Below are 21,421 nucleotides of genomic sequence, written 5' to 3'. Positions count from 1 at the left end.
CCTCCGCCATGACCGCACCACGACACCGCTTCGCCGGCCGCACCGCCCTGGTCACCGGCTCCTCCCGCGGGCTCGGCCTGCTCGTGGCCCGGGAACTGGCCCGCCACGGCGCCCGCGTGATGCTCTGCGCCCGCGACCCCGACGCTCTCGGCCGCGCCGAGCGGCGGCTGCGCGACGAGGGGGCCGACGTCGCCTCCCTCAGCTGCGACATCACCCGCCCCGACGCCCCGCGCAGGCTCCTCGACGCCGTGCACGAGCGGTTCGGCCCCCTCGACGTCCTCGTCAACAACGCCGGGATCATCCAGGTCGGCCCGCTGGACGCGCTGCGCGAGGAGGACTTCCGCCAGGCCATGGACACCATGTACTTCGCGCCGCTGCGCCTGACCCTGGCCGCGCTCCCCGACCTGCGGGCCGGCGGCGACGGGACGGTGGTGACGGTCTCCTCGGTCGGCGGCCGGATCCCCGCACCGCACCTGCTGCCCTACGTGGCCGCCAAGTTCGCCGCGGCGGGCTTCTCCCAGGGGCTGCGCGCCGAACTCGCCGGGACGGGCGTCAGCGTCACCACCGTCCTGCCGGGACTGATGCGCACCGGCTCGCACACCGCCGCGCGCTTCCACGGCCGCCCCGGGGCCGAGTACGGGTGGTTCGCCGCCGCGGCCAGCGCGCCGCTGCTCTCGATGGACGCCGAGCGCGCCGCCCGGGCGATCGTCCGGGCCGCCGCCCGCCGGCGCCCCGAGCTGGTCCTCACCCCCGCGGCGAAGATCGGCGTCCGGGCACAGGGCCTGGCCCCCGCCACCACCGCCCGCCTGCTCGCACTCGCCGCCCGCGCCCTGCCCTCCGCCGGCGACGCCCCGCGTCACGGTGTCCCCGGCGCCGACGCGGCCGGCCAGAGCGCCCTGCCCTCCTGGGCCACCGCCCTCGGCGACCGGGCCGCGCACCGGTTCGCCCAGCCCCGCCCGCACACCGGGCCCTGACCGCCGGCACTCCTGCGGCCGGAGCGCCCTGGCGGGCATCCGGCCGCAGGAGTGCCGGCGGTGAGGTGCGGTCAGCCGATGGCGACGTCGTCGAGCGGGAAGACGGTCGCCAGGTAGGGGTCCTCGGCGGGGCGGACTCCAGCTTCACCGTCCGGCCCCGGTGGGCGGGCAGGTCGACGGTCTTCTGGACGCACCCGGAGCCGGCGTCGGCGTCGGAGTAGGTGGCCGGCCCGGCCCTTCGCCGGCGCCTGAGACGGTGCCGCGGGGTCAGCGGATGAGCACGTCGGAGCTCTGGTGGCCGGTGGGGGTCCAGGTGCGGACCTCCAGGTAGACGATCTCGGCGTCCTCGGTGGCCCGGCCGGTCCCCACCAGCCAGGCCCGCACGGCGTGCACCACGTCGCCGTGCGAGTCGGCGACCCGCCGCGACCACTCGGCGGCGGGGAAGCCGCCGGTGGCGGCGGAGCCGTAGACGCGTTCCTCGGTGCCGTCCGCGCGGGGCACCACCCCGCGCCGGACGCCGGGCGAGTCCTCCTTCGACCCGGCCGCCAGGGTGAAGTGGCGCGAGAGCATCCGCACGGTCAGCGCGACCCGGCCGTCGGCGGCCGCCGCCGCGTGGATGACGCCGGCCAGGTGCCCGGCCCCGGACTTGATGGCCTGCTTCCCGGCGCGGCCGGCCATGCTCCCGCCGGGGGCGCCGATCACGTCCTTGCCCCGCACCCGGGCCTTCTGCCCGGCCTTGGTGCGACGGCGCTCCACGTTCTCCCGGGCGACGACGCCGAGCACCTCGGTGTCGCGTTCACCGCCCCGCACCGCCCGGACGACCTGGCGCAGCGCGGTCACGAACGCCGCGCCCTTGCCCTTGGTGAAGAACTGGGAGACGAGCGAGGCGTCGCGGCCGAGGATCCTGGCCACCTGCCGTCTGGTGAAGCCCTGGTCGATCAGCTGCTGGGTCAGCCTCGCGGCCTCGTTGGGGTGCTGCGGGTCGGCCGGGCTCACCGCTGCTCACCTCCGGCCGCCCGCTCGGCGGCGAGTTCGGCGCGGCCCAGGGCGCGCAGTTCGAGGTACCGCTCCTGGCTGGCGGGGTGCTCGACGGGGCCGGTGAGGTGGCCCTTGAGGAGGTAGTCGCCCACCTCGCCGCGGTAGGGCCAGGGTTGGCGCTCGGTCAGGGCGATGCCGTCGGTGCCGAAGTAGACGACGGTGCCGGGTCGGGCGTGGAGGGCCCCGGCGGTGCCGACGATCTCCTTGCCCTGCCGGTACTGGGTGTGCAGCAGCGCCGCCCGGGCGCCGGACCACACGTAGGCGGGCCATTCGGGGTGGGCGTACGGGTCGCGGGAGAACCCGGACTGCCGCTGCCAGGTGACGACCTGGTCGTCCTGGCCGAGGATCTCCACCCCGGCCGGGATCGCCTCGCCCAGCGGGGTGGTGCCGGAGACCAGGCGCGGGCGCTGGGCGAAGCCGCCGAGGCCGAACAGCAGCACCGCGCGGACCGCGCGGGACGCGAGGTAGGCCGCCTGCCGCTGGCGTTCGTCGCCGTGCACGCGGGAGAGGTTGGTCAGGTCGGCCCAGGCCGACCTGAGGCGTTTGCCCCACTCGTCGAGCGGCTTGCCGTCCTCCCAGAGAAGGCCGCCGAGGATCTCGATCCGCCACGGCGCGAGGTGGTTGGCGAGGGCGAGGTGGACCTCGGCGCCGCCCGCCCAGGTGGTGAACGTGGCGCCGGGCTCGGACGGGTAGGTCCAGGCGCGGTCGCCGGCGACCGGGGCGGGGAGCAGGCCGACGTGGTTCCAGCCCTGCGGGACGGTGACCCTGACGTTCCAGTGGGAGCAGGACATCAGGGACTTGGTCTGCTCCTGCTCGGTCATCGCGGCGAACGCGGCGGCGGTGACGCGGCGCGGGGTGCCGACCGGGGACTTCCACAGGTGCTTGGCGTAGGCGAAGGTGCGGTCGTACTCCACCAGCGCGGGCAGGTGCTCCGGGACGCGCGGGGGCGAGATCAGCTCGGTGCGGCCCTGGCCTCCGGTGGCGTGCAGCAGGCCGCGCAGTTCCTCGGACAGCACCGGGTAGCCGCCGGCCCACTTGCCGGTGGTCGGGACGGTGCGCGACCACAGGTCCCGGCCCGTCTGCGACGGCGAGCCCATCAGGACGGCGTCGTCCCAGTGGCGGCGCAGCGCCTGCCACAGCAGGGTGAACGCCTGGCGGCAGGTGACGACGTCGGCGCCGTCCGGGTCGAACCACTCCCCCATGGAGCGGATCTCGGTGGTGGCGCCGTCCGGTGCGGCGGCGGGGGCGTAGCGGCCGACGGGCTGGCGCTGGTGGACGAAGTGGCCGGCGAGCTTGTCGCGGCCGGAGCCGACGGCGGTGGTCCAGCGTTCGGAGGGGGTGTTCAGCCAGGCGGCGACGGCGTCCTTGAGCGTGGAGTACCGCTCGGCGCCGTGGTGCCAGGGGGCGCCGGCGGTGATGTAGATCCGCTCGGTGCCGGGCGCGGCGTGCAGGACGGCGTCCAGGACCTCGCCGGGCGTACGGGCGCCGAGGTCCAGGCGCACCACGCGGTCGCGCACCGCGAGGTCGCCGGTCGCGGCGTCCAGGAACACGGTGGAGCGGGCCTGCTGGGTGAAGTTGGGGCGCTTGGAGACCAGGCCGGTGGTCACGGCCTCGAACCGGGCACCGGCCGGGCCTTCGGGGAGGGTGGGCAGCTCGCGCGCCCCGGCCGAGGCCGGGGCGGTCCGCTCGGCGGTGGACTGGTCCTCGGTGGCGGCGGGGGCCGGCGGCTCGGCGACGGTGGCGGGGCGGGTCAGCACCGGGGCGAGCGCGGGCGGGGGCTCGGCGGCCGGCGCGGCCTCCGGCGCCTGCGGCTGCGGCTGGACGGGGACGGGCTCGGGCCCGGGTCCGGCGGACTGGTCGTCGGCCCTGGCGGCCCGGACGGCGGCCGGGGTCGGGTCCAGCAGCGGGGCGATCCGTACCACGTCGCCGACCGACAGGCCGGAGGCCTTCGCGACGGCGTCGGCCTTCGCGCCCTCGTACCCCGCGAGCCCGGCCACGCGGCGCGCACGCCGGGCGGTGAGCTTGTCCAGCTCCTTCTGCGCGGCCGCGACCGTCTTCTCGGCGGAGGTGATCTCGGTGCGCAGCTCGCGCAGGCCGGCGAGCTCGGTGGTGTACGTCTTGCGGTCCATCGGGCTCACTCCCCCGCGTCGTCGGTGGTCGGGTCGGTGGTGACGTAGGCGATCGGGCCACCGGACACCGACGGCAGGCGGGTGCCGAGCAGCAGGCCCGCCAGGCGGGCGTCCTCGGGGTCGGTGGGGGTGGCGGCGTTGACGGGGGCGGTGAGGTCGGTCAGGTAGCCGGCCAGGCGGGCCCTGGGGAAGCGGTGTCGCCCGGTGGTGCCGACGGTGCCGTCGGCCTCCCACTCGGCCAGGCCGGTCAGCACCGCGACGACGAACCCGGCCACCGTCACCGGCAGCACCCCGCCGGCGGCGACCCGCGCCGGGTCGCACCGCCACCAGCCGGACAGCGCGGCCAGCAGCTGCGTCCCGTCGAGCGCCGTGCCGAAGCCGATCCACTGGCGGTCCGGCTCCTCGACTCTGGCCGGGGCGTCCGAGCGCAGCACCGCCACCTCGCCGGTGCCGAGCCCGGTCAGGTCGGCGGCCGGGAGGGCCTGCAGCCGCTGGAGCGCGGCCAGCGGGAACACCTGCCGGCCCGTCTCGCGCACGCCCGGGACCACGCCGGTGGCCATCAGCTTCTTCACCGTCGGGATCGAGCACCCCAGGGCCGTCCCGGCTTGACCGGTCGTCACGAACACACCCGGACCTCCACGCCTATTCACCTGACTTGAAACGCCAGGCGACTCTACGCCTCCCCACCGACACTGTCCATGCCTTTTCAGTACGTCGCACAAGCATGCGGGGAGGTGGTCCGCCCTGGTCCGTCAGGGTCTGTGGCGGGACCGGCACCACGGCCACGGTGAACGGGCGTCAGCCGCGCCGCCGGGAGGCACCGGACCCGGCTGAGCGGCACAGCACGCACCGGCTGGCCGGGTGCTGTGGGGGTGGAGCGCTGCGGTTCGGGTGGACGCCGGTGCGGGGCCCGACCGCGCAGAGCCGATGCTGGAGCGAGAGCATCGGCTGCGGCCCCGGCACGGGCTGTCCGCGCGGGGCCTTCACCGTCCGCCGCCAGGCCGAACAACGCCCCACCGGCGCCGGATGCGTCGAGGGCGCCGTCTTCCCGGCGGGCCGCTGCCGGCGGGCTGGGTGGTCAGTGGGTGAGGCGGAGCACGATGGTCGAGTCGACGACGGTCTGGCCGGCCGGGGTGCCGCATCCGGCGCCGGTGCCGGTGCCCACGGCGTTGATGGTGTCGTCGGCGAAGCGCGCGCTGTCGGCCGTGACGGCGCCGGTGATGACCAGCGAGGCGGTGCCGTTCACCTTCACCACGTCGATCTTGTCGAACCTGAAGGTGGAATCGGTCTGGTCGGTCCAGTGGACGTTCGTGGTCGCGGTGTCCCCGTGTTCGTCGCCGGTGCACTCGGTGGCCGGCATGGTGACGACCCGTTCGAAGGTGCCGCTCGCCGAGGGCGTGCCTGCGGCGTCCACGCAGGAGAGCGTGCCGGTCAGGACGAGCGTGTTGGGCAGGTGCAGGTCGACGCCCCCCGGGGCGACGGCGGAGGCGAAGACGCCGTGGGAGTTCAGCACGCAGGTGGCGTCGGTCGTGGGCTCGGCCCGGTCGGCGCCGGCGGAGGCTCCGGTGAGCAGCGGGACCACGGCGGACATGGCCAGCAGGAGGGTGGCGGCGCGGCGCCGGGAGCAGCGGGAGATGGTCATGCCGTCACACGTACCAGCCCGTGGTGCCGGCGGTGGTGACCTGCGCCCGTTCGTAGGCGTGCCGGTGGGCCGCCGTGCTGCGGCGTTCGGGACCGGGGCCCGGCGGGCGGGCCGGGCCCGCGGGTCTCCGCCCCACGGCCTTCGGCGTCCCGTTCCGGCGTTCCAGGCTCGTCCCGTCCGCGCTGGTCAGGCCCCTGTTCGGCGTCCCACCTTCCCTGTCGTGGGGCGAGGTGTGGCGGCTGGGACGGATCGGCGCGCAGGCTTCGGTCGTCCGATCGGCGACCGGCCCGCCGCTTGGGGCCGCCGCGTCTCCTGGCGGATCCCGCGCCGCCCCAGGAGCCGACCGCCGTCCGTCGAACGCACTCCGACGAAAGCAGGTCACCACCATGCGCAGCACGCCCCGCAGGATCGCCCGGCTCCTGGTCGTCTACGCCGGAGCGGCCTTCCAGGTCCTCGTCCTCGGCAGTCCGGACGACCCGGACGGCCCGGGTCTGTCGCGCAGGCCGCCGTCCTCCCGTGCCGGCGCCTGACGCCCCGTGACGCGGCGGCCTCGGAACCCGGGACCGCCCGCAACGCACCACTTGGAGTCTCCATGGCCTTACGGATAGCCGTCACCGCCGAGCCGGTACCGTCGCACGTGTCGGCGCTGGACTACGTCATCGGCCCGGCCCTCGCGCAGGGCCACGACGTCGCGCTGTACGCCCCGCCGATGTTCCGCCGCGAGGCCCGGCCGCGCGGGGTGGGGTTCCACCGGGCGGGCACCGACTGGACCTGCGATCCCGCCGTCCAGCGGGTGGCGAGCGGGATCTGGAGGAAGTCGGGCAACGCGTCCTTCAACCGCCACGTCTTCGGCCGGCTGTGGCCGGAGCGGGCCGAGGCGAAGGCCCGCGACCTGATCGCCGCGTGGACGAGGGCGCGGCCCGCCCTGGTGGTCGCCGAGTGCAGCGATCTCGGCGCCCACCTCGCGGCGGCGGTCCTGCGGCTGCCGGTGTGGGCGGCGGACAACGGTCTGGGCCCGGTGCTCCTGGACCTCTGGGACACCGACGTCGCGCCCGCGCTGACCTCCCTCCACGAGCGGTACGGGCAGGACGCCCCGTCCTGCCGCCGATGGTCACCCCCGCGCCGGTCCACTGGTTCTACGGGACTGCCCCGCCGTCGGCCCGCGCGGTCGGGCGCACCGTCGCGGCGTTCCGGACCGCCGGCCCCGGGCTGGACGGCCTCCCCTCCTCCCGTCCGCTCGTCTACGTGAGCCTGGGCACCCTGACCACCGCGATGCCCGGTCTGCGCGGTGTCGTGGGAGACGTCTACCGGGAGGTCATGGCGGCCCTGTCCGCGACCGGCTGCGACGCGATCGTGTCCGCCGGAGCCCTCGCGCGGGACCTGCCGAGCACGGACCCCCGCATCGCGGTCGTCGAGCACGTCCCGCAGCCCGCGCTGCTGCGCCGCGTGGACCTGTTCGTCACCCACGGCGGACGGGCCTCCCTGCTCGACGCGGTGCAGGGCGCGACGCCCGTCCTGGGCCTGGGCGTTCTCGCCGACCAGCCCGGCAACACCGCCGCCTTCGCCCGGCACGGCCTCGGCCTCGCGCTGGAGCCCACCGCGAGGCGCGCCGAACTCGCCGACGCCGTCACGGCCCTCCTCGGCGACCCCCGCCACACCGCCGCCATGGCCGCCGCCGACGCCGAACTGTCCCGGCTGCCACCGGTGGACCTCGCGGAACTGCTGGCCTGCGCGTGAACCGGGGCGTGAACCGGGTGGGTGCCGGGGTTGCGCGGTACGTGGTGCGGGAGGCGCCGGGAGGCCTCGCCGCCGGGGCCGGGCGGCTGTCAACCGTGCCGCACCCGGTCGAATGTCACGGTCCCGTCCCTGTCATGTCCTGGTGATTGTGACGCCGACGGTGCCACCAACTGCCCCCTTCCTGAAGTCCTTTGATCTGTCGAGCACACCAGTGCACACCGCTTTCGAGGAGTCACCATGTCCGTCCGCAACCGTCGTCCGCTGTTCGCCTCCGCCGCCCTGGTCGTCGGGGCGGGCCTGGCGCTGACCGCGTGCGGGCCCGAGAACTCCGACACGGCCGGCGCCCCTCCGGCTCCGGCGGCCACCTCGGCGTCCGCCGCGCCGTCCGCGGCGGCTTCCGGTCCGGCTTCCGGTGGGCCGGCGGCGAGCACGCCGACCGCGGGCGGCGGCGCCTCGCAGACCGCCACCCGCCCGGCCAAGACCCCGCCCGCCGCGAACCCGTCGGGCGCCACCCGGCCCGGCGGCGGGGAGGCCGGCACCGACGCCCGTCCGTGCGACATCGAGCACCTCACCGTCCAGGCCACGGCCCGCGCCGGGACCGCGAGCCAGTGGGTGATCGAGGTCCGCAACACCGGCACCGGCGTCTGCAGCCTGAGCTCCAGCCCGGGCGTCGACCTGGGCAACTCCGCGGCCCGCGACCGGAGCCAGAACGTCAAGCCGGTCCTCGCCGCCGGCACGCTGCGCTTCCCCGTGGCGGCGGGCCACAGCGCCTACGTGGTGATCGACCTCGACCCGAGCGGCGCCACCACCGGCACCACCCCCGGCATCGACGAGATCAACGTCCTGGTCGACGGCGACGGCACCAACATGCCCCTGGCCAACACCCGCAACTTCCCGCTGCCCAAGGGGGCCCACGTCCTCAACCCGCAGATGGGCGTCTACCGTTCCACCGTCGCCGAAGCGGTCGCCTCCATGGCCAGCGCGGGCAAGTAGGCCCCGATCGCCGCGCGTCGGCACCGTCTCCCCCGGGCGTGACGGCCGGGAGGAGGGCCGCTGCCCCGGCCGTCAGCCGGCGGGCGCGGCCGCCCGGGCCAGGGTGGTGTCCAGCCAGTCGAAGACCGTCTGGTGGAAGCGGGACATGGCGCCCATGTGGCAGTGCTCGCCCGCGCCTTCGGCGTCGGTCAGGGTGACGAGGGTGTGGGGGCAGGTCAGCGCGGCCCGGACCTGCTGGGGCTGGCCGCGGAAGAACTGGTCGTTCTCGGCGTCCAGGACGAGGGTGGGGCAGTCGATGAGGTGGGCGACGCCGTCGAGGGTGTAGTCGGCGGCGCGGCGGAGGTAGTCCGCCACCGATGCGGCGCCGAACGTCCACACCCCGTTGCGCAGGGCCCAGCGCAGCTGGGTGCTCGCCTGCATGAACAGGCGCATGACGGGCTCGACGAGGTTGTCCCGGCCGGCCTCGACCCACTCGCGCAGGAACGGCGGCAGGAACCGGTCCTGGGCCTGGCCGAAGCTGTACAGGCCGTCGTCCAGCACCAGGGCGGCCAGGCGGTGTTCGTGGGCGGCGGCGCGGGCGGCCAGGTAGCCGCCGAGGCTGTAGCCGAACAGGACCAGCTGGTCGGCGGCGATCTCGGGGCGGGTCAGCGCGTGGTCGACCACCGGAGTCACCACGGCCTCCCAGTCCGGACGGAAGACCAGCCGCTGCTCGCGCAGCGCCGCGCCCTGGCCCGGACCGTCGTAGGCGAGGACGTTGTAACCGCGGCGCAGCGCGGCCGCGGCGACGGCGAAGTACGCCTCCTCCAGCGTGGAGTCGAAGCCGCTGGTGAACAGGACGGTGGGGCGCGGGGTGCCGGAGTCGTCGACGAGGAAGAGGTAGCCGGGCAGGGTGGTGTCCCCGTAGGGGATGCGCACGGCCTCGACCGGGGTGTCCATCAGGGCCGCCGCGGTGGCGAAGGTCTCCCGGGAGAGCGCGGAGAGGCGCTTGGCCTCGGGGTCGTTCGCGGGGTCGTCGCGGCGGTAGAACTCGGCGGTGCGGTAGTAGTTCGACGCGCGCAGCAGGGCTTCGCGGGCGCTGACCCGGTGCCCGGCCGCCAGGGCGCGGCTGCCGATGCGGTGGACGCGCTCGGCGGTGGCCTTCCACTCGCGCAGCCAGGCCTCCTCGTCGCCCTCGCCGATGGTGCGGGCGGTGGCGATGACCTCGCCCAGGTCGGCGCCGCCGTAGGTGGCGAATCCGGCGGCCCGGAGCGTTTCGAAGGAGAACGACTCGTCCTCGAAGAGGAATCGCATGGGTGCTCCCGACATTGTCGAGACGGAACCGTTCCGTCTCGACTAAAGGGTAGCCGTGTCCAGCCGAGACGCAAGCGTTCCGTCTGGTGTAGTTTCGGGGAATGTCCCGCACACCCGCGCCCCCGCCCGCGACCCCCGGCCCCTCCGAGCAGCCCGCGCGCCGCACGCCCGGCGGGCCGGTGCTCCAGGACTCCGTGACCGAGGCGATCTCGGCCGCGTTCTTCGAGGAACTCGCCGCGGTCGGCTACGCCCGGCTCTCCCTGGAGACGGTCGCCAAGCGGGCCGGGGCCGGCAAGGCCGCCATCTACCGCCGCTGGCCGTCCAAGCTCGACATGACCCTCGACCTGGTCCGCTCGGTGGCCGTGGACGCCTCCGAGATCAAGGACACCGGCACCCTGCGCGGCGACGTCCTCGCCTTCCTCACCGAGATCGACGGGGCCCTGCGCCACCGGCTCCCGTCGAGGATCATCCCCGACCTGCTCGCCGAGAGCGGCCGCAACCCCGAGCTGGCCCAGGTGCTGACGACCGCCGTCCGCGACACCCGCCGGCACAAGGCCGCCCGCCTGTTGGAGCGCGCGGTCGACCGCGGCGAGCTCCCCGCCGACGTGGACCGCGAGTTCGCGCTCGACTTCCTCGTCGGCCCCCTGTACTGGCGCCTCGCGGTCGTCCGCACGCCCACCGGCCCCGACTACCTCGACCGGCTCACCGACAAGCTCCTCGCCGCCTTCGCCGCCTGACGGCGGGCCGGCGCCGCGCCTCGTCGCGCCTCGTCGCGCCGGCGACGGGGGACGCGCCGGACGGCGGTGCTGCGGGAAGCCGACCAGCGGTCACCGGAATCCGCGTGCCCCGCCGTGAGCAGCCCGGCGGGGCACGCGGGCAGGCGGGGCAGGGCAGGCGGGGCACCCGGGGCACGCACACGTCGGCGGATCCGCAGCCGGATTCCTCCCCGGCTCCCGGGGCCCGGCCGGCGCCGCGTCGCCGCGTCGGCGCGTCGGCGTGTCGGCGCGAACCGGTGGAGCACATCACAGTGGCGCCCCGGTGCCGGGCGGCGCCGCGGCGGGTAGGTTCCTGCCCCCGAGGGCAGCGAGGCTCCCCCGGGCGCGGATCCGCCGTCATCGGCTCCTTCGAGGAGAGAGGCACGAGTGATGTCTGCACAGCACTCCACGCACCACCCCCCGCGGCTCGTCGGCGTGGTCGCCGAGTCGGCCGCCGGGGAGACCCGCGTCGCCGCGACGCCGTCGACGGTCCGGGGGATCCTCGCCCTCGGCTACCGGGTCGTCGTCGAGTCCGGCGCGGGCGCGGCCTCCGGGTTCACCGACGAGGCCTACGCCGGGGCCGGCGCAAAGATCGCCGGAGCCGGCGCGGAGATCGCGGACGCCTGGGCGGCCGACGTCGTGCTGAAGGTCAACGCGCCGTCGGCCGCGGAGCTCGCCCGGCTGCGCGACGGCGCCACCCTGATCGGCCTGCTCGCCCCGGCCCAGCGGCCCGAGCTGCTGGCGGCGCTGGCGCGGCGCCCGGTGACCGCGCTGGCGCTGGACGCGGTGCCGCGGATCTCGCGGGCGCAGTCGATGGACGTGCTCAGCTCGATGGCGAACATCGCCGGGTACCGGGCGGTGATCGAGGCGGCGCACGTGTTCGGCCGGTTCTTCACCGGCCAGGTGACGGCGGCCGGCAAGGTCCCGCCGGCGAAGGTCCTGGTGGCCGGGGCCGGTGTGGCCGGGCTCGCCGCGATCGGGGCCGCCTCCAGTCTGGGGGCGATCGTCCGCGCGACCGATCCGCGGCCCGAGGTCGCCGACCAGGTCAGGTCGCTGGGCGGCGAGTACCTGGCGGTGGAGGTGGCCCAGGAGACGGGCGCCGACGGCTACGCCAGGGCGACCTCGGCCGACTACGACCGGGCGGCGGCCGCGCTCTACCGCGCGCAGGCCCAGGACGTGGACATCGTCGTCACCACCGCCCTGATCCCCGGCCGCCCCGCCCCTCGCCTGCTCACCGCGGCGGACGTGGCGGCGATGAAGCCCGGCAGCGTGATCGTCGACATGGCCGCCGCGCAGGGCGGCAACGTCGAGGGCACGGTGGCCGGCCGCGCGGTGGTCACCGCCAACGGCGTCACCATCATCGGCTACACCGACCTCGCCTCCCGGCTGCCGGCCCAGGCCTCGCAGCTGTTCGGCACCAACCTGGTCAACCTGTTGAAGCTGCTGACGCCGGGGCGGGACGGGCGGCTGGTGCTGGACTTCGAGGACGTGGTGCAGCGGGCGGTGACGGTGGTCCGCGCCGGCGAGGTCACCTGGCCGCCGCCGCCCGTGGCCGTCTCCGCCGCACCCGCGACGGCGCCGCAGGCCGGCGCGGCGGCCGGCGCGGCGGCCGCGGCGGAGCCCCGGCGCTCCCGGCTCACCCCACCCGCCCGGTTCGGCCTGATCGGCGCCGGGATGCTGGCGATGTTCCTGCTGGTCGGCTTCGCGCCGACCCAACTGGCCCGGAACTTCACGGTGTTCGCGCTCGCCGTGGTGATCGGCTACTACGTGATCGGCAAGGTCCACCATGCCCTGCACACGCCTCTGATGTCGGTCACCAACGCGATCTCCGGGATCGTGGTGGTCGGCGCCCTGCTGCAGGCCGGGCACGGGAGCACGCTCGTCACCGTGCTCTCCTTCACGGCCGTCCTGCTGACGAGCGTGAACGTCTTCGGCGGCTTCGCCGTCACCCGCCGCATGCTGAGCATGTTCTCCTCCTCCCCCGAAAGGCGCTGAGCCGATGACCTCCACCACCGCGGCCCACGCCGCGGACCTGGTCGCCGCCCTGCTGTTCATCCTCAGCCTGGCCGGGCTCTCCCAGCACCGCACCTCCCGCGCCGGTGTGGGGTACGGCATCGCCGGCATGGCGCTCGCCCTGGTCGCCACCGTCGTGGTGGCGGCGCGGAGCATCAGCGCCGGCGCCGTCGCCCTGATCGTCCTCGCCATGGCGCTGGGCGGTGCGATCGGCCTGTGGCGGGCGCGGCGGGTCGAGATGACGCAGATGCCGGAGCTCATCGCCGTCCTGCACAGCTTCGTCGGGCTCGCCGCGGTGCTGGTGGGCTGGAACAGCTACCTGGAGGTCGAGGCGCACGGGTCGGCCCGAACCGCCGTGCCGGCCGACCTGTCGGGCATCCACCACGCCGAGGTGGCCATCGGCGTCTTCATCGGTGCGGTCACCTTCACCGGCTCGGTCGTCGCCTTCCTCAAGCTGTCCGGCCGGATCGCCTCGCGCCCGCTGGTGCTGCCCGGCAAGAACGCGCTGAACGTCGGCGCGCTGGGGGCGTTCGCGGCGCTGGCGGTCTGGTTCACCGCCGACCCGGGCCTGGGCCCGGTGATCGCGGTGACCGTGCTCGCGCTCGCGCTCGGCTGGCACCTGGTCGTCTCGATCGGCGGCGGCGACATGCCCGTCGTCGTCTCCATGCTCAACAGCTACTCCGGCTGGGCCGCCGCGGCCGCCGGGTTCCTGCTCGACAACGACCTGCTCATCGTCACCGGCGCGCTGGTCGGCTCCTCGGGCGCCTACCTGTCGTACATCATGTGCCGGGCGATGAACCGGTCCTTCCTCTCCGTCATCGCCGGCGGCTTCGGCATCGAGGCGCCCTCGGGCGGCGGCGGGGAGCAGGGCGAGCACCGCGAGATCCACGCCGAGGAGGCGGCCCGGCGGCTCGCGCAGGCCAAGTCGGTGGTCATCACCCCCGGCTACGGCATGGCGGTGGCGCAGGCGCAGCACCCGGTCGCGGACCTCACCCGCCGGCTGCGCGAGCGCGGTGTCGAGGTGCGCTTCGGCGTCCACCCGGTCGCCGGGCGGCTGCCCGGCCACATGAACGTGCTGCTGGCCGAGGCGAAGGTGCCGTACGACATCGTCCTGGAGATGGACGAGATCAACGACGACTTCGCCGCGACCACCGTGGTCCTCGTCATCGGCGCCAACGACACCGTCAACCCGTCCGCCACCGACGACCCGGCCAGCCCGATCGCGGGCATGCCGGTGCTGCGGGTCTGGGAGGCGGAGCAGGTGATCGTGTTCAAGCGCTCGATGGCCTCCGGCTACGCGGGGGTGCAGAACCCGCTGTTCTTCCGGGAGAACAGCGCGATGCTCTTCGGGGACGCCAGGCAGAGCGTCGAGTCGATCCTGCGCGCCCTGGACGGCGGCCGTCCGGACGGGCGCAGCGGCGTCCCGTCCGACCGGGCCGGGGTGTAGCGCCGGGGACGGCGTGACGGGCCCCGGCCCGGCGGCGGCCTGGCCGGGCCGCCGCCGGGCCGGGGGTCCCGCGCGGCGTTCGGGGCCGGCGCCGGGCCGGGGGTCCCGCGCGGCGTTCGGGGCCGGCGTCGCGTCAGGTCCGGCGCAGTACGGCGTGCATCTCCCCGGATTCGAGGGCATGCGGGTTGCTGTACGCCGCGTCGGCCAGCAGGTGCGCGCGCAGTTCCTCGCGGGCCCCGGCGATGGCCTCCTTGTCGGCCAGCCGGTCCACGGTCAGACAGCTGAGCGGCGAGGCCGCCCGCAGCTGTTCTTCGGACAGTGCGCAACCGGCCTCGACCAGCGCCGCGTGACGGTTGTGCGTGAACAGCCGGCGGAAGCGGTCGTCGGTGCTCAGCAGATCGAGCAGACGATCGACGACGTCGGCCGGAAGGTGCAACTTCTCGTTCCCCAGTACCTGAGTCCGCATGGTACAAAACCATAGCCAACTGCCGTGCGGCACGGGGGCTTTCCGCGGCACTGTCGATACCGGGCCCCGTGCTACGGATCCGCCGTGCTCCGGAACCGTCCGCTGTCCGCTGTCCGCTGTCCGCCGAACGGATCCCGATGCGAATTCGCCGTTGTGCCGTGCTGTTCCTGGAGCCTCGCGAGGACGTGGACTTCGACCTGGGCTCGCTGCTGACCGGCGGTACCGGCCTGAGCCGCACCAGGCGCTGGTTGGCGCTGGCCGCGCATCTCGATGCGGAGGTCGAAGTCGGCGCGGCGCAGCGCGAGTTGCTCGGCCGGCTGAGCCCCGGCGAATGGTGCGGGACCGACTCGCTGGACGCCGAGGAGTCGGCCCTGGTGGCCGGGCTGGTCGACAGCGGCCTGGTGATCTCCGACGACGAGCGCCATGCCGCCCATCGGGAACGCGACGAGGCCCTGCGGGCCGGTCACTGGTGGCCGCCCGCGGCGATGGTGCACCGGCTCGCACGGTGGGAGGGCATGGACAGCGTCGGCAGCATGGAAGCCAACGAGCTGACCACCGCCGCCGACCTGCGGCGCAAGCTCGGCCCGCCGCCCACCCACGCGCTCGAACGCGGGGACGCGCCGGAGCGGGTGCCGTTGCCGCGCGTCGAAGGCAACGGGTTCGACGCGATGCTGGCGCGGCGTGCGACCTGCCGCAACTTCGACGGCGAGCGGGCGTTGCCGCTGGCGTTGTGCGCGCACATGCTGCAACGCGTGTTCGCCGCGCAGGCGCAGGTGCGCGTCGGCGAGGACACCGTGTTCCTGAAGAAGCACACGCCTTCCGGAGGCGGTCTGCACCCGACCGAGGCCTACCTGATCGTGCAGAACGTCGAGGGCCTCGCGCCCGGGCTGTACCACTACCACGCGGTCGAGCACGCGCTGGAGCGCCTGCCCTCCCCGGACGAACCGCTGGAGCGGTTCGCGCGCCGCGCCCTGGCCGGTCAGCACTGGTTCTCCGACGCGGCCGTGCTGGCGGTCCTGGCGCCGCGGTACGCCCGCAGCTTCTGGAAGTACCGTCAGCACGCCAAGGCCTACCGCGCCCTGGTGCTCGACAGCGGGCACCTGTCCCAGACCCTGTACCTGAGCGCGACCGAACTCGGCCTCGGCGCGTTCGTGACGTCGGCGATCAACGAGATCGACATCGAGCGCGGCTTCGGCCTGGACCCGCTGGCCGAAGGCCCGCTGGCGGTCTGCGGCTTCGGCTGGCGCGCGCAGCGGATGACCACCAGCGAATTCGACCCGGCCGAGGAGGTCTGGCTACGGACGGCGGACGCGGCCGAGGAGGGCTGAGTCCGGGCGCCCGCCCCTGCCGGGCGGCAGCGGCCTCCGGCGCCGTGCGGAGCTTGCGGATCTTGACGTCCGGCCGGGCTGTGGCCCCGACGCGGCGCAGCGCGGTGTTGCGGGTGCGCCGAACGGCAGACTCCTTCCTCGTTCCGTCCTGGGGCCGACCCGGCCCCAGGGTGTGGTGGGCGGCCCGGGGGTGCGGTGGGCGGCGGCTAGGTGTACTGACCAGTGAGGTTGGGGACGCGGCTGGCGGGCGGCTTGCCTGCGAGCGCGGTGTGTCCGCGGTGGTGATTGTAGGTGTGGAGCCAGTCGGTGAAGGCGTCGCGGCGCTCCTGCTCGGTTCGGTAGGGCCTGGCGTAGGCCCACTCGTCGAGCAGGGTGCGGTTGAAGCGTTCGACCTTGCCGTTGGTCTGCGGGCGGTAGGGCCGGGTGCGCTTGTGCGCGATGCCCTGGGCGGCGAGGGCATCGCGCCAGGCGTGTGAGCGGTAGCAGGCTCCGTTGTCGGTCAGCACGCGCTGGACCGTGACCCCGGCCCGGGTGAAGAACTCGTTCGCCCGGACCCAGAATGCGGCTGCGGTCTCCTTGCGCTCGTCGGGCAGGATCTCGCTGTAGGCCAGGCGGGAGTGGTCGTCGACGGCGTTGTGCAGGTAGCTGTAGCCCACGCCCGAGTGCGACGGGCTGCCCGCGCGGCCGCGCACCTTGTGGCCGCCTCCGTCGGGGATGTTGCCGAGCTTCTTGATGTCGACGTGGACCAACTCGCCCGGTGCGGCGCGTTCGTAGCGGCGCACCGGGCGGGCGGTGGCACGGTCGAGGTGTGCGAGACGGGCGAGGCGGTAGCGGACCAGGACCCGGTGCACGGTGGCCGGGTTCAGGCGGAGCAGGTAGGCGATGCGTGCCGGTCCCCAGCGGCGCAGGACGCGGATCTTGACGATCCGCCTCTCGGTGCGCGTCGGCAGGCGGCGCGGGCTGCGATGCGGGCGGCTGGAGAGATCGCTCATGCCGGCCTCACCGAGCGCGCGGTAGCGGTCCGCCCAGCGTTTGGCCGTGGTCGGCGAGACCTGGAAGCGTTCGGCGGCCCGCCGCAGCGGCCAGCCGTCCTCGACCACGCAGCGGGCCAGACGCAGGCGTCCCGTCTCGGTCAGCGGTGCGTTACGGTGGGGCATGAGGGCCTTTCTGGTGCCGGTGCAGATGTCGCAATCCACACCGAGCCAGAAGGCCCTCACTCATTTCAAGATCACCCGGTCGTGAACCCCGTCACTAACCTCTGGTCAGTACAGCTAGGGCCTGTCTCTTGGGTCGGTTCGGTGTCTCTGCACAAGCAGGATGCGGCTGGGCTTGTGGGCGGCGATGTCAGTGCACAAGCCATTCCCTGCTGGGTAGGGGGCCTTCCCAACTGTCCACACTCATGTCAGCCCACTCGGGTGCCACCATCACGGGGCGGGTGCGGTTGAAATCGCCGTTCTGTTGGCAACGCATGACCAGGCCGAGGCCGGGAAGTCCGGCCTCTCCGTTCAGACCGAAACGCAGCCTGCCTTCGTGGGTATCTGCGCCTGCTTCCAGCCACGGCGTCAGCTCCGACGGCAGCCGGCCCACCAGCCGAACCTCGCCGAAGGTGATCTGAGGTCCGTAGCAGGCGTCGATTGCGACTGCGGCCAGCGTCCGGTCTTCCGATCGGTAGTAGGTGTCGACGCCCCGGCTGGAGAAGGGAACCCACTGCTTACGCGGGTCGCGACCGCTGATCGGCTCCTGCAGTGCGGCAGCGACTTCCTCAACGGTCTGTCCGAACCTCAAGGGCCCTACGCCTTCGAGCGGAGTCCAGGCCCACTGCTCCCGGTCTTCATCCGGGACCACCTCGCGCTCCAGCCACATGAACGACTCCTCCTACACCCCGGATGCATGCGCCATGGATTCTCTCAGGTCCGTTCATGCTCGCTTCTGGCTCCTCGCGCCCAGGGAAGGACGGCGGCGAGGTGAAGAGCGGCGTTGAACGAATGCGCCCTGTCCGCCAGCACAGCATCCGGCCGAGCCCCTCGGCCGTCCCAGACCGCTTCGCGGAACTCTGATGCCGGCCATGACCGCCTCGAAGGCCGGCGCGTCACCCGCCTGTCCCGCCGTGGCACGGAGGACCAAGGGCCGTGTGTGGCTGTCGCTGGCGAGAAGGACTTTCGCACTGAGGCCACCCCGGGAACGGCCGAGCGCATGGTCGTCGGGCTCAGCCAGATCCGGAGCCCCTTTTCCTGCCTCCGGCGGCGTGCTGGTGGGCTCGGCAGACGGTGGAGTCCACCGACACGGTCCAGCCGATGTCGCCGGAGTCGTCGGCCGCTGCCAGAAGCGCGTGCGGCAGGGCTCGGCGCGGCGGGGCCCGCTACTGGGCGGCCGGCGTCGAGGGCCCCAACTCGGCGTGGTGGACGGTGAAGCCGCCGCGTATGACCGGAGCGAACGGGGCCGGCGCCATGCAGGTGCCCACCACCGGCTGGTAGGGCTTCCCGTCCTGCCCCACGTCCAGGTTGGCCACGCCCCAGGAGAACCCGAGGCGACCGCCCTCACGGCCGCTGCCCTGGTGGACGCTCAGACCGATCCGCTCCTTGGCGTTGCCGGTGTCCGAGGTGGAGATCACGGCGGTCAGCGTGGCGACCGGGCCTCCGGTGCTCAGGCAGTCCACCTCGGCCTCCGCGCTGCGGACCTCCCCGGTGGCGGCCACGCGATGGGAGTAGCGGACCGTGCCCCGGGCGTCGGTGGGCAGTCCGTCGGGCGCGTTGGTGCCCGGGAGGGGGTGGGTGTACGGCGCCGCCTGGGCATCGACGGTGAACCAGATCTCGTCGTCCGGGGAGAAGGCGTACGAGATCCGGGCACTGCCGCTGACGCTCGCCGGACGCGCGGGTCGCCCGTCCCGGTGGTCGGACGCGACGGCGTCGGCGGACGCGGCGCCGGCGCCGGTGGCGGAGGCGGAGGCCGGGGCGACGCCCGTGAGCGCCGCCAGGACCAGCCCGCCGGCGACGGAGGCCCTGGCGACGCGGGCGGCACGGGCCGTGCGGGCGACGCGGGCGGTGGCACGGTTGCGGGTACGAGTGCGGAACACGGTGGCTTCCCTCCCTCCGACGGCCCCGGTGGCCGCCGTTCTGATGTCCCCGATCCTGCGCGCCGAGCCCCCTCGCGCACATGTGCCGATCGGCAGGGATTCGCCCTCGCACCGGCCCCCTCCCCCTGCCGATCGGCACCCCCGGCCGGCGCCCCCGACCGGCCCCCGACCGGCCCCCCGACCGCCACGACGGCGATCGTGCTGCCCGACGGCGCCGCTACCGGGGTGTGACCCGCATCCGCAGGTGGCCCCCTGGGGCCCGCGCGCCTTCCTGAACTCCCCTGAGGGACGATCGTCCGGAATCGCCCGGAGTGCGACGCCGGGGCGCCACCCGGCCTCAGCCGAAGTCCTGGATCACCGCACTGCACGCCAGGCCGCACATCACGCTCACGGCGGAGGCGACGAAGCGCCACGGAGCCCAGCACGGCCGGCGCGGCAGGGCCCAGGCGGCCGCGATGAGCGCCACCTGTACGCCCGTCAGGCCGTGGGCGGCGTCGTACCGCGGGCCCCGGTCCCGCCCGCACGCACCCCGCGGCGTGCACTGGGCGACCGCGACCGCGCGCACCAGGGCGAAGTACCGGTAGAGGATCCGGCAGAGCGGCAGCAGAAGCGTCGCGACGAGCGGGAACTGCCGGTGCCGACCCGCTCGCCGCCGTCCCGGCCTGCGCCACCGCGCCGTGGCCGGGTCGTGGTTCAGGACCGGTCGTCGACCACCCTCAGGGCAGCGCCAAGCCCGGCGCGGGCGCCCGCAAGCCCTATGCTGGCCGCGCCCGAAAGCGCCCGAGGACATACAGGAGTTCGGACAATGGCCATACCTCGCGACGCCCTCCCGGACCTGCGCCGGGCCGCCTCGGCGGGACTGCTCGATCTCGACGGGTCCGGCCCCGCCTCGCGCGATGCGGTGCGGGCGCGGGAAACCCTCCTGGAGCCGCGCTTCGGTACCGTCGCCTGGTCGGTTCCACCGGGCTACCGGGCGCTGCTGGCGGAGCACAACCGGCTGCACTGCCGTCGGGAGGAGGACGAGGACGAGCGCGAGTTCGTGCTCGTGGACGAGGAGGAGCTCGTCGAACTGAACGCCGAGCTGGTGCACCTGCCCGAGGGGGTCGGTCGCGAGCCCGGGCGGGACCTGTCGACCGATCACCTGGTCGGGTTCGCCGGGGCCGGTGACGAGGCGGTCTGGTGTTTCGACGTCACGAAGCCCGGCGCAGACGGCGAGTACCCGGTCTACTACCACCATCAGGACGAGCCGCGGGCACGCTACGCCGCGGACGGCGCGTGGGTGGAGCAGGCCGACGCCGTGCCCGACTTCCCTTCGTTCGCGGCCTGGTTCGAGGCGATGGCCGGGGCCTTCACCTCCGCGCGGCCCCCGGCGTGGTTCGACGAGATGGGCACCCCGGCCCTGGTCCGGCTCGCCCGTGACGGGATCTTCCGGGCCGGCGGTCGTCCTCTCCCCGGCGGTCCCCTCGTCTCGTGGGTCGCCGCCACCTCCGGGCCCGACGGGCGCCCCGGCGCACCGGCGCACCGGCGTTGACGGTTCTCCTCCTGCCGGCGGCCGCCGCGCTCGTCGTCATCGCCACCTGAGTCGAGGCGTACGGCTCCCGGGTACCGGCCACAGCGGGCCCGAGTCCTCTGCGGTGCGGGCCTCCACGCACCCGGGGCGCTCCAGCCGGCCGGGTCCGGCCCCTCCCCGGCCCGGGGCGGCGCTGGTCACCTGCCGCCGGACCCGGCCGGGCATGCCTTCGGGCGCGGTTGGCGCTTTCGGGTGGCGCGGGGCATGTCGGGCGGCGGGCTTCGGTTGGCGTGTCCACGCCCGTGGCACCGTGGGTGCTTCCGGTACGGATGACTCGGGACGAGAGGGAATCGCTGCAATGAGGAGAATCGCGCGCGGGTTGGCGGTGCTCGGGGCGGCCGCCACGGCGGTCGCGGCGACGGTGGCCCCCGTGCCGGCGCAGGCGCAGACCCGGCAGTTCCGGCCCGCCGAGCTCGGCATCCGGTTCAACCCCGACGGAGTGTCAGGGCAGTGCGGCGGGAGGACGGGTGATCAGTGGGTCGCGGAGGGGGCCTGGACCGACGTCATCCGTTTCGACACCGACAGCCGTCCGGGCGGCTGCCAGCTGGCGTTCGGCGTCCACGACCCCGACGACGAGCTGGAGGGCGTGTCCCTCACCTACGCCCTCCAGGCCACCGCCGGCGGGGACCCGGCGCAGTGCGGCAACCAGGGCACCTTCGGCATGCCGATCCGCAGGGACTCCCGGACCTTCGGCCCCGCCGTCCGGATCGACACCGACAACCGGCCGGGCGGCTGCAGCCTCACCTTCGCCGTGCCGCAGATCAGGCAGACGTACGTCGCCCTCGACATCCAGTACGACGCGGACGGCGACCCCGCCCAGTGCCGGAACACCGGGTACCGGTGGGCGGAGACCGACCGCGGCCCGGCGACGATCGGCATCGACACCGACGACCGCCCCGGAGGCTGCCGGCTCCAGCTCCGGCTCCGGGTGGGGCTCTGACGGGACGGGGGGCCGAGGAGGCCGAG

Annotated in this window: 21 protein-coding genes and 1 pseudogene; 11 read left to right on the top strand and 11 right to left on the bottom strand. The window is 74.7% G+C overall.

From position 1 onward, the window contains the following. Positions 1–8 precede the first annotated feature (8 nt). The gene (locus ACZ5GH_RS37125) at positions 9–974 is read left to right on the top strand and encodes an SDR family NAD(P)-dependent oxidoreductase (RefSeq protein ID WP_464336597.1); all 966 of its coding nucleotides are present in this window, start codon (positions 9–11) and stop codon (positions 972–974) included. Between the two features lie 267 nt (positions 975–1,241). Here ACZ5GH_RS37125 and ACZ5GH_RS37120 read toward each other — a convergent pair whose 3' ends face one another. From ACZ5GH_RS37120 to ACZ5GH_RS37105, 4 genes are all read right to left on the bottom strand, one after another. After that, positions 1,242–1,970 (bottom strand): helix-turn-helix domain containing protein, encoded by a 729-nt coding sequence (locus ACZ5GH_RS37120; protein WP_464336596.1) that lies wholly within the window; start codon positions 1,968–1,970, stop codon positions 1,242–1,244. Then, positions 1,967–4,141, bottom strand: a complete 2,175-nt coding sequence (locus ACZ5GH_RS37115; RefSeq protein WP_464336595.1) for a hypothetical protein — start codon at positions 4,139–4,141, stop codon at positions 1,967–1,969. Before ACZ5GH_RS37115 ends, ACZ5GH_RS37120 begins: the two co-directional genes overlap by 4 nt. A 5-nt stretch (positions 4,142–4,146) precedes the next feature. Next, the gene (locus tag ACZ5GH_RS37110) at positions 4,147–4,761 is read right to left on the bottom strand and encodes a MerR family transcriptional regulator (RefSeq protein ID WP_464336594.1); all 615 of its coding nucleotides are present in this window, start codon (positions 4,759–4,761) and stop codon (positions 4,147–4,149) included. Between the two features lie 458 nt (positions 4,762–5,219). After that, positions 5,220–5,783 carry a hypothetical protein gene (locus ACZ5GH_RS37105; protein WP_464336593.1) on the bottom strand — a complete coding sequence of 188 codons (564 nt, stop codon included), beginning with the start codon at positions 5,781–5,783 and terminating at the stop codon, positions 5,220–5,222. A gap of 386 nt (positions 5,784–6,169) precedes the next feature. Here ACZ5GH_RS37105 and ACZ5GH_RS37100 point away from each other — a divergent pair, with 386 nt between their 5' ends. From ACZ5GH_RS37100 to ACZ5GH_RS37085, 4 genes are all read left to right on the top strand, one after another. Further along, positions 6,170–6,313, top strand: a complete 144-nt coding sequence (locus ACZ5GH_RS37100) for a hypothetical protein (RefSeq protein ID WP_387754699.1) — start codon at positions 6,170–6,172, stop codon at positions 6,311–6,313. Between the two features lie 62 nt (positions 6,314–6,375). Then, a complete protein-coding gene (locus tag ACZ5GH_RS37095) occupies positions 6,376–7,032 on the top strand; it encodes a hypothetical protein (RefSeq protein ID WP_464336592.1) in 657 nt (218 codons plus the stop codon). Further along, positions 7,029–7,520 (top strand): glycosyltransferase, encoded by a 492-nt coding sequence (locus ACZ5GH_RS37090; protein ID WP_464336591.1) that lies wholly within the window; start codon positions 7,029–7,031, stop codon positions 7,518–7,520. The genes ACZ5GH_RS37095 and ACZ5GH_RS37090 overlap by 4 nt, the downstream gene beginning before the upstream one ends. Before the next feature lie 237 nt (positions 7,521–7,757). Next, the gene (locus ACZ5GH_RS37085) at positions 7,758–8,513 is read left to right on the top strand and encodes a DUF4232 domain-containing protein (RefSeq protein ID WP_464336590.1); all 756 of its coding nucleotides are present in this window, start codon (positions 7,758–7,760) and stop codon (positions 8,511–8,513) included. Positions 8,514–8,585: 72 nt separating this feature from the next. Here the strand turns inward: ACZ5GH_RS37085 and ACZ5GH_RS37080 are convergent, their stop codons facing one another. Then, a complete protein-coding gene (locus ACZ5GH_RS37080) occupies positions 8,586–9,803 on the bottom strand; it encodes an alpha/beta hydrolase family protein (protein WP_464336589.1) in 1,218 nt (405 codons plus the stop codon). A 101-nt stretch (positions 9,804–9,904) separates the two neighbouring features. Here ACZ5GH_RS37080 and ACZ5GH_RS37075 point away from each other — a divergent pair, with 101 nt between their 5' ends. The 3 genes from ACZ5GH_RS37075 (at position 9,905) to pntB (ending at position 14,018) form a co-directional block, all read left to right on the top strand. Beyond that, positions 9,905–10,540, top strand: coding sequence for a TetR-like C-terminal domain-containing protein (locus tag ACZ5GH_RS37075; RefSeq protein WP_387754687.1), 636 nt, complete (start codon positions 9,905–9,907; stop codon positions 10,538–10,540). Between the two features lie 408 nt (positions 10,541–10,948). Next, positions 10,949–12,553 carry a Re/Si-specific NAD(P)(+) transhydrogenase subunit alpha gene (locus ACZ5GH_RS37070; RefSeq protein ID WP_464336588.1) on the top strand — a complete coding sequence of 535 codons (1,605 nt, stop codon included), beginning with the start codon at positions 10,949–10,951 and terminating at the stop codon, positions 12,551–12,553. 4 nt (positions 12,554–12,557) lie between these two features. Continuing rightward, positions 12,558–14,018 carry a Re/Si-specific NAD(P)(+) transhydrogenase subunit beta gene (pntB, locus tag ACZ5GH_RS37065; protein WP_464336587.1) on the top strand — a complete coding sequence of 487 codons (1,461 nt, stop codon included), beginning with the start codon at positions 12,558–12,560 and terminating at the stop codon, positions 14,016–14,018. 133 nt (positions 14,019–14,151) lie between these two features. On the opposite strand, the gene ACZ5GH_RS37060 is transcribed toward pntB, so the two are convergent. Further along, the gene (locus ACZ5GH_RS37060; RefSeq protein WP_387754678.1) at positions 14,152–14,484 is read right to left on the bottom strand and encodes an NHLP-related RiPP peptide; all 333 of its coding nucleotides are present in this window, start codon (positions 14,482–14,484) and stop codon (positions 14,152–14,154) included. Positions 14,485–14,621: 137 nt separating this feature from the next. On the opposite strand from ACZ5GH_RS37060, the gene ACZ5GH_RS37055 reads away from it, so the two are divergent. Continuing rightward, positions 14,622–15,812: a putative peptide maturation dehydrogenase gene (locus tag ACZ5GH_RS37055; RefSeq protein ID WP_464336586.1), complete on the top strand. Its 1,191-nt coding sequence runs from the start codon at positions 14,622–14,624 to the stop codon at positions 15,810–15,812. Between the two features lie 206 nt (positions 15,813–16,018). Here the strand turns inward: ACZ5GH_RS37055 and ACZ5GH_RS37050 are convergent, their stop codons facing one another. From ACZ5GH_RS37050 to ACZ5GH_RS37030, 5 genes and pseudogenes are all read right to left on the bottom strand, one after another. Continuing rightward, positions 16,019–16,969, bottom strand: a complete 951-nt coding sequence (locus ACZ5GH_RS37050) for an IS481 family transposase (RefSeq protein ID WP_464336585.1) — start codon at positions 16,967–16,969, stop codon at positions 16,019–16,021. A 187-nt stretch (positions 16,970–17,156) separates the two neighbouring features. After that, a complete protein-coding gene (locus ACZ5GH_RS37045) occupies positions 17,157–17,675 on the bottom strand; it encodes a hypothetical protein (protein WP_387754673.1) in 519 nt (172 codons plus the stop codon). Positions 17,676–17,785: 110 nt separating this feature from the next. Further along, positions 17,786–18,141, bottom strand: a pseudogene (locus tag ACZ5GH_RS37040) (transposase family protein); the annotation flags it as partial. A gap of 30 nt (positions 18,142–18,171) precedes the next feature. Beyond that, on the bottom strand, positions 18,172–18,885 hold the full coding sequence (locus ACZ5GH_RS37035) for a hypothetical protein (protein ID WP_387754670.1): 714 nt from the start codon (positions 18,883–18,885) through the stop codon (positions 18,172–18,174). A gap of 337 nt (positions 18,886–19,222) precedes the next feature. After that, entirely contained in the window at positions 19,223–19,450 is a 228-nt protein-coding gene (locus ACZ5GH_RS37030; RefSeq protein WP_464336584.1) for a hypothetical protein, read from the bottom strand. Positions 19,451–19,690: 240 nt separating this feature from the next. Here ACZ5GH_RS37030 and ACZ5GH_RS37025 point away from each other — a divergent pair, with 240 nt between their 5' ends. Continuing rightward, positions 19,691–20,416 carry an SMI1/KNR4 family protein gene (locus tag ACZ5GH_RS37025; protein WP_387754665.1) on the top strand — a complete coding sequence of 242 codons (726 nt, stop codon included), beginning with the start codon at positions 19,691–19,693 and terminating at the stop codon, positions 20,414–20,416. Between the two features lie 337 nt (positions 20,417–20,753). Then, entirely contained in the window at positions 20,754–21,395 is a 642-nt protein-coding gene (locus tag ACZ5GH_RS37020) for a hypothetical protein (RefSeq protein ID WP_387754662.1), read from the top strand. The last annotated feature ends 26 nt before the right edge of the window (positions 21,396–21,421 follow it).

The sequence above is a fragment of the Kitasatospora sp. Xyl93 genome, assembly GCF_055383135.1.
The sequence above is the reverse complement of the archived record's forward strand: the minus strand, read 5'-3'. Positions and strand labels throughout refer to the sequence as shown.

What these genes read in the sequence shown, in the direction of transcription:
- ACZ5GH_RS37125 (WP_464336597.1), top strand. Translation starts at nt 9, where the DNA reads ATGACCGCACCACGACACCGCTTCGCCGGCCGCACCGCCCTGGTCACC.
- ACZ5GH_RS37115 (WP_464336595.1), bottom strand. Translation starts at nt 4,141, where the DNA reads ATGGACCGCAAGACGTACACCACCGAGCTCGCCGGCCTGCGCGAGCTG.
- ACZ5GH_RS37105 (WP_464336593.1), bottom strand. Translation starts at nt 5,783, where the DNA reads ATGACCATCTCCCGCTGCTCCCGGCGCCGCGCCGCCACCCTCCTGCTG.
- ACZ5GH_RS37100 (WP_387754699.1), top strand. Translation starts at nt 6,170, where the DNA reads ATGCGCAGCACGCCCCGCAGGATCGCCCGGCTCCTGGTCGTCTACGCC.
- ACZ5GH_RS37095 (WP_464336592.1), top strand. Translation starts at nt 6,376, where the DNA reads ATGGCCTTACGGATAGCCGTCACCGCCGAGCCGGTACCGTCGCACGTG.
- ACZ5GH_RS37085 (WP_464336590.1), top strand. Translation starts at nt 7,758, where the DNA reads ATGTCCGTCCGCAACCGTCGTCCGCTGTTCGCCTCCGCCGCCCTGGTC.
- ACZ5GH_RS37080 (WP_464336589.1), bottom strand. Translation starts at nt 9,803, where the DNA reads ATGCGATTCCTCTTCGAGGACGAGTCGTTCTCCTTCGAAACGCTCCGG.
- ACZ5GH_RS37075 (WP_387754687.1), top strand. Translation starts at nt 9,905, where the DNA reads ATGTCCCGCACACCCGCGCCCCCGCCCGCGACCCCCGGCCCCTCCGAG.
- ACZ5GH_RS37070 (WP_464336588.1), top strand. Translation starts at nt 10,949, where the DNA reads ATGTCTGCACAGCACTCCACGCACCACCCCCCGCGGCTCGTCGGCGTG.
- pntB (WP_464336587.1), top strand. Translation starts at nt 12,558, where the DNA reads ATGACCTCCACCACCGCGGCCCACGCCGCGGACCTGGTCGCCGCCCTG.
- ACZ5GH_RS37060 (WP_387754678.1), bottom strand. Translation starts at nt 14,484, where the DNA reads ATGCGGACTCAGGTACTGGGGAACGAGAAGTTGCACCTTCCGGCCGAC.
- ACZ5GH_RS37055 (WP_464336586.1), top strand. Translation starts at nt 14,622, where the DNA reads ATGCGAATTCGCCGTTGTGCCGTGCTGTTCCTGGAGCCTCGCGAGGAC.
- ACZ5GH_RS37050 (WP_464336585.1), bottom strand. Translation starts at nt 16,969, where the DNA reads ATGCCCCACCGTAACGCACCGCTGACCGAGACGGGACGCCTGCGTCTG.
- ACZ5GH_RS37045 (WP_387754673.1), bottom strand. Translation starts at nt 17,675, where the DNA reads ATGTGGCTGGAGCGCGAGGTGGTCCCGGATGAAGACCGGGAGCAGTGG.
- ACZ5GH_RS37025 (WP_387754665.1), top strand. Translation starts at nt 19,691, where the DNA reads ATGGCCATACCTCGCGACGCCCTCCCGGACCTGCGCCGGGCCGCCTCG.
- ACZ5GH_RS37020 (WP_387754662.1), top strand. Translation starts at nt 20,754, where the DNA reads ATGAGGAGAATCGCGCGCGGGTTGGCGGTGCTCGGGGCGGCCGCCACG.